Genomic DNA, 4,360 nt, shown 5'->3' with positions numbered 1-4,360 from the left:
TGCCATCCGGGGTACAGCATCGCGGCGAGCATCGTCGCCGAGCCCACGAGGAACAGGCTGCCGAGCGGACGGACGGACGGATAGATGTGTTGGAAGAGGGCGGCCCCGAACTCATAGGGCACGAAGACCATCGTGGTCCCCACGACGAGGCCAAACGCCGCCGCGAACCATTCAACCCGTGCCCGCTCCAGGATGCCCACGGCGGCAGAGTACACAACCCACCCCGGCTGTCAGTGCCGGAGTGGCCTCCCAGCAGCCCGCCCGTCTGGTTCCTAGCGTCGACGCCAGGCGTCGAGCAGATGGCCGACCACGGCGTCCACCCCCACGTCGCGAGTGACCTGGGTGAAGACGAAGGGCCCCTCGCCGCGCATCTTCCGGGCGTCGCGTTCCATCACGCCCAGGTCCGCGCCCACGTGCGGTGCGAGGTCCGTCTTGTTGATGATCAAAAGGTCCGACTGCGTGATGCCGGGCCCGCCCTTGCGCGGCACCTTGTCCCCGCCCGCCACGTCGATGACATACACGGTGTAGTCCGCCAGCTCCCGGCTGTACTGCGCGGCCAGGTTGTCGCCGCCGCTCTCCACGATGAGCAGCTCCGGGTGCAGCTCCTCCATCAACTGCTCCAACGCGAGCAGGTTGTGGCTGATGTCCTCACGGATGGCCGCGTGCGGACAGCCGCCCGTCTCCACCGCCTTGATGCGTTCGGGAGACAGGGCCTGGTTGCGCACCAGGAACTCCGCGTCCTCCTTGGTGAAGATGTCGTTGGTCACCACGCCCAGCCGGTACTGGTCGCGCAGCTTCTTGCACAGCGCCAGCACCAGCGCCGTCTTGCCGCTGCCCACCGGGCCGCCAATCCCTATCGTGAAGGCCCGCTGCGAATAGTCGCGCCGGTGCGGCTTGTCGCGCGCGTCGAAGTGGCCCGGGTGGTCCAGCTCCTCGTGCGTGTGCTCGTGCCCGTCCTGCCCATGGCCGCGGTGGTCGTCGTCGTGCATGTCGCTTTCCCTTCGTTCCTTCAGGACAGGAACAGCCTCGAATACAGCCGGTCATGCGAAGCGCCCAGGAGGTCCAGGAGCGGCGCGGGCTGCGCCAGGTCCTCCACGCCCAGGGCGCTGCAATGCGTGAGCACCGCGTCCAGCAGCGGCGTGGCCCCGTGTTGGACCTGATGCGATTCGTGCGTGCCGATGACGCCCATGCGCACCCCGGCGGACAGCGCGCCCCGGAGCGTGAGCGACAGGAAGAGCCGCTGCGCGTCCTCCAGGTCCACCTCCAGCGCGCGCAGCACCGCGCCGAACAAGGGCGCATGGTGGAACTTCACGCCGGCCGCGCGGGCCGCCTCGCGCACCGGCCCCACCGCGTCCGGGAAGATGCGCGCGCAGGTGTCCAGGAAGGCCCTGCCCTGCGTGCGGCTGGCCCGGTGCGCGACGTGGTTGGACAGGAACACGTCCGCCCGCGCGTCCCACGCGGGCAGCGACGCGGGCTCGCGCCACCCGGCGTTCACCAGCGGCAGGCCGCCCAGCCCCGCCTGCCAGAGCAGCGCCTCCACGAAGCGCCGCACGTCGCCCGCGCCACGCACCTCGCCCTGCTGCACCGCGGCCTCCAGCCCGCCCGAGTGCGCGAAGCCCCCGGTGGGAAAACCGGAGTCCGCCAGCTGCAACACCCTCCAGCCCGTGCCCATGGCGTGTCCGCTTTAGAACAGCGAGTAGCGCTGCGCCAGGGGCAGCCACGTCGCGGGGTCGCAGCGCAGCAGCTCTCCGTCCGCGCGCACCTCGTACGTCTCCGGATCCACCGTGATGACCGGCAGCGCGTCGTTGAGCCGCATGTCCTTCTTGCCCAGCCTCCGGCAGCCCACCACCGCGGACAGCCGCTTGGTGAGCCCCAGCCCCTGCACGGTGCCTTCCGCCAGCGCGCGCCCGGACACGAAGGCGATGCTCGTGGCGCCCCGCGCCCGGCCGCGCGCGCCGAACATCGGGCGCATGATGTAGGGCTGCGGCGTGGGGATGGACGCGTTCGCATCCCCCATCTGCGCCCAGGCGATGAAGCCGCCCTTGAGCACCAGCTCCGGCCGCGCGCCGAAGAACGCGGGCCGCCACAGCACCAGGTCCGCCAGCTTCCCCACCTCCACGGAGCCCACCTCGTGGGACAGCCCGTGGGCGATGGCGGGGTTGATGGTGTACTTGGCCACGTAACGGCGGATGCGCAGGTTGTCGTTGTCCCCCTGCTCTCCGGGAAGGCGTCCGCGCTGCTCGCGCATCTTGTGCGCCGTCTGCCACGTGCGGGTGATGACCTCGCCCACGCGGCCCATGGCCTGGCTGTCGGAGGCCATCATGCTGATGGCGCCCAGGTCGTGGAGGATGTCCTCCGCGGCGATGGTCTCTCCCCGGATGCGGCTCTCCGCGAAGGCCACGTCCTCTGGAATCTCGCGGTCCAGGTGGTGACACACCATGAGCATGTCCAGGTGCTCATCCAGCGTGTTCACCGTGTACGGCCGCGTGGGGTTGGTGGAGCTGGGCAGCACGTTGGGCGCGCCGCACACGCGGATGATGTCCGGTGCGTGGCCGCCGCCCGCGCCTTCGGAGTGGTACGTGTGGATGGTGCGGCCCTTGAACGCGGCCAGCGAGTCATCCACGTAGCCGGACTCGTTGAGCGTGTCCGTGTGGATGGTGACCTGAATGTCCTCGCCATCCGCCAGCGTGAGGCACGTGTCGATGGCGGCGGGCGTGGTGCCCCAGTCCTCGTGCAGCTTGAGGCCGATGGCGCCCGCGCGCACCTGATCCAACAGGCCGTCCGGCAGGGACGTGTTGCCCTTGCCGGTGAGGCCGATGTTCAGGGGCAGCGTGTCCGTGGCCTCCAGCATCCGCTGGAGGTTCCACGCGCCCGGCGTGCAGGTGGTGGCGTTGGTGCCCGTCGCGGGGCCCGTGCCGCCGCCCACCCAGGTGGTGATGCCGCTGGCGATGGCCTCATCCGCCTGCTGCGGGCAGATGAAATGGATGTGCGTGTCCAGCCCGCCCGCGGTGAGGATGAGCCCCTCGCCCGCGATGACCTCCGTGGTGACGCCCACCACCATGCCCGGCGTGACGCCCGCCATGACGTCTGGGTTGCCCGCCTTGCCGATGCCGGCGATGCGCCCCGCCTTCAGGCCCACGTCCGCCTTGAAGATGCCCGTCCAGTCCACGATGAGCGCGTTGGTGATGACGCAGTCGAGCGCGTCCGCGTCCCCCGCGCCCGCGCGCTGGCCCATGCCTTCGCGCAGCACCTTGCCGCCGCCGAACTTGCACTCGTCGCCGTAGACGGTGGCGTCCTTCTCCACCTGGAGCCACAGGCCGGTGTCTCCCAGCCGCACCCGGTCCCCCGTGGTGGGGCCGAACATGTCCGCGTAGTGGCGGCGATCCATTCCGCGGCTCATGAGCGACCTTCCGGGTTCGGGTTCGGGCTCTCGTTCTCGGGTTCGTGACCGAAGCCCTGTTCACGCACGGCCTGGAGCAGGCGCTCGCGGCCCTCGTCGGACACCTTGCCGCTGCCCAGCGCGTTGCCGCCGCGCACCACCTGCTCACCCGCGATGGGGACCAGTGACACCGTCTTCACCTCGCCCGGCTCGAAGCGCACCGCCGTGCCGGCGGGGATGTCCAGCCGGTGGCCGTAGGCGCGGCCCCGGTCGAACACCAGCGCGCGGTTCACTTCCGCGAACGGGTAGTGGCTGCCCACCTGGATGGGCCGGTCGCCCCGGTGCGTGATGCGCAGGGTGATGGCCTCGCGGCCCGCGTTCAACTCCAGCATCCCGCCCTCCGCCTTCACCTGCCCCGGCGGCCCTTCAGGGGACGCGGCCGGCACGGTGAAGCGGTCCAGCGAAGGCACCGGCAGGAAGCTGCCGTAGAGCGCCAGCGTCAGGTCCCCGTGCTCCGCCACCACCGGGTGGTGCACGGTGACGAGCTTGGAGCCGTCCGGGAAGGTGCCCTCCACCTGCACCTCGGCGATCATCTCCGCCACGCCGTCCATCACCTGCGCGCGCCCCAGGAAACGACGCCCCAGGTCCATCAGCTCCGCCACGCTCCTGCCGTCACGGATGAACTCCAGCAACTGGGTGGCGATGAGCGCCATCGCCTCCGGGTAGTTGAGCCGCAGTCCTCGCGCCAGGCGCTTCTGGGCGACGACGCCCGCCTGGTGCAGGAGCAGCTTGTCCACGTCTCGGGGGGACAGGTGCATGAGCCCAACTCCCTCATTTCATCCGGTTGCGGTACGTCAACCGGCCCCGACCCTAGCGCGACGCGTCACCCTGGACCAGGATGGGCGACCGGCCGATGTCTTTCGGCCTCCCCCTCTCCCCCGAGGCCCCCCATGAAGAGCTTCAAGTCGAGCAGCTTCAAGC

The 4,360-nt window shown here is 70.4% G+C and carries 5 protein-coding genes; all 5 read right to left on the bottom strand.

Annotation, left to right across the window (positions count from 1 at the left end; genetic code table 11):
- Positions 1-215 (bottom strand): hypothetical protein (locus D7X74_RS40045; protein ID WP_147446867.1); only part of this gene is annotated, 215 nt, incomplete at its 3' end.
- Positions 216-272: 57 nt separating this feature from the next.
- On the bottom strand, positions 273-989 hold the full coding sequence (gene ureG, locus D7X74_RS40040) for an urease accessory protein UreG (RefSeq protein ID WP_120538195.1): 717 nt from the start codon (positions 987-989) through the stop codon (positions 273-275).
- 20 nt (positions 990-1,009) lie between these two features.
- Complete coding sequence (locus D7X74_RS40035; RefSeq protein WP_120538194.1) at positions 1,010-1,672, bottom strand: urease accessory protein UreF; 663 nt, start codon at positions 1,670-1,672, stop codon at positions 1,010-1,012.
- A 12-nt stretch (positions 1,673-1,684) separates the two neighbouring features.
- Positions 1,685-3,400 carry an urease subunit alpha gene (gene ureC / locus D7X74_RS40030; RefSeq protein WP_120538193.1) on the bottom strand — a complete coding sequence of 572 codons (1,716 nt, stop codon included), beginning with the start codon at positions 3,398-3,400 and terminating at the stop codon, positions 1,685-1,687.
- A complete protein-coding gene (ureA, locus tag D7X74_RS40025; protein ID WP_120538192.1) occupies positions 3,397-4,197 on the bottom strand; it encodes an urease subunit gamma in 801 nt (266 codons plus the stop codon). The genes ureC and ureA overlap by 4 nt, the downstream gene beginning before the upstream one ends.
- Positions 4,198-4,360: the final 163 nt, after the last annotated feature.

Source organism: Corallococcus sp. CA047B (assembly GCF_003612065.1).
In the GTDB taxonomy this organism is placed as follows: domain Bacteria; phylum Myxococcota; class Myxococcia; order Myxococcales; family Myxococcaceae; genus Corallococcus; species Corallococcus praedator.
This window is presented reverse-complemented; position numbering and strand designations above follow the sequence as displayed.